Origin of the sequence: Segatella hominis, from assembly GCF_004535825.1 — a bacterium.
GTDB classification, from domain to species: Bacteria; Bacteroidota; Bacteroidia; order Bacteroidales; family Bacteroidaceae; genus Prevotella; species Prevotella hominis.
Genome location: NZ_SGVY01000122.1, coordinates 1 through 1,551, shown reverse-complemented (window position 1 = coordinate 1,551; position 1,551 = coordinate 1). Strand labels below are relative to the sequence as shown.

The window sequence follows — 1,551 nt, the reverse complement described above, 5'->3', positions numbered from 1 at the left end:
ACGCTACTTGGCTGGTTCAGGCTCTCGCCCATTGACCAATATTCCTCACTGCTGCCTCCCGTAGGAGTTTGGACCGTGTCTCAGTTCCAATGTGGGGGACCTTCCTCTCAGAACCCCTACTGATCGTCGCCTTGGTGGGCCGTTACCCCGCCAACAAGCTAATCAGACGCATCCCCATCCATCACCGATAAATCTTTAATCCCATTCAGATGTCTTCGTGGGATATCATTGGGTATTAGTCTTACTTTCGCAAGGTTATCCCCAAGTGGTGGGCAGGTTGGATACGCGTTACTCACCCGTGCGCCGGTCGACGCCCATCAAAAGCAAGCTTTCGATGTCGTTTCCCCTCGACTTGCATGTGTTAAGCCTGTAGCTAGCGTTCATCCTGAGCCAGGATCAAACTCTCCATTGTAAAATATCATTTTTACTCTGCCTGTTCCGAAAAACAAGCGAAGTGTTTGTTGTCTGTACTTAGGACGAATATCCTTTTTCGTTTATTGAAGCTTAGTAAACCTGATGTCAATTTCTTGACGGTTCGTTTCTTTTACCCAGTCTCTTCATACTCCCTATATATAATAAGGTGTAATTCAAAACCGCTTCTTGTACTACTTGTCTGTTTATGTAAAATCTTTCAAAGAACTCTTTCTTTTGTTGCTAAGAGAAAGTGTATTTCTCAAAAGCGAGTGCAAAAGTACTAACTATTTTCCATTCCACAAAATATTTCAAGAAAAAAGTTTCAAAAACAGCAATATTTTAACATTTGATTACATATCGATAGATAATTAATGCAAGTGCACATTATAATATACATACGCACTCCTGCCTGTGCGCGCTGGTATGCATACACAGGCATAAACATAATATAATTGGAAATTTGAAAAGCGAAACGAGAAAAACCCGTCACCCTTCACCATACCAATATAAATATCTGGCATACAGACAGTTATAGACAAAACAACTAAAAACCACCCTTCACCACCCTTCACATCCCATCACCTCAATCTAAAAATCGCATTTACCCTAAAAACCTACTATGAAGACCAAAACTGGTCGTCTATTAAGGCAAGCTTTGGTCTTAATAGACGACAGGATGGACACATAAGAGGAGGCTAAATCAGAAATCCAAACGTCTTTATTTTTTTACTTTTACATATTTCAAATGAAACGAAAAACCCGTCAATTAAAGCTGTAATTACTCAGCACCCATATTGTCATGAGTTGTTACACTAATACTGTGAGTCAAAGTGTATTATTAATAAAGTTTAAAGTGGTCAACTATATTTTTATAGTTTCTATCAGAATAATGCAATAGGCTTCAACTGCTTACGAAGCCGCTTTCATTGCTCTACGAAATAGGCTTCATTGACTATCGAAGCCGCTTTCATTTTTCAAGGCTTTTCTATTCAAAGTTTTCAATAGGGGTGCTGATTCCTAAGACATAGCCAAATTTTTGAGCAGCTTTTTATGTTAATAAATATAAAAGAGGCGTTTTGGAGCATACAGGCACTAAAATATCGGTAGCAGAAATGGTCAAAAATGACATTTCTGTTA

General features: G+C 39.0%; 1 rRNA gene. It reads right to left on the bottom strand.

The annotated features are described in order from the left end of the window. Positions 1-412, bottom strand: a 16S ribosomal RNA gene (locus EXN75_RS17350); the annotation flags it as partial. Between the last annotated feature and the right edge of the window lie 1,139 nt (positions 413-1,551).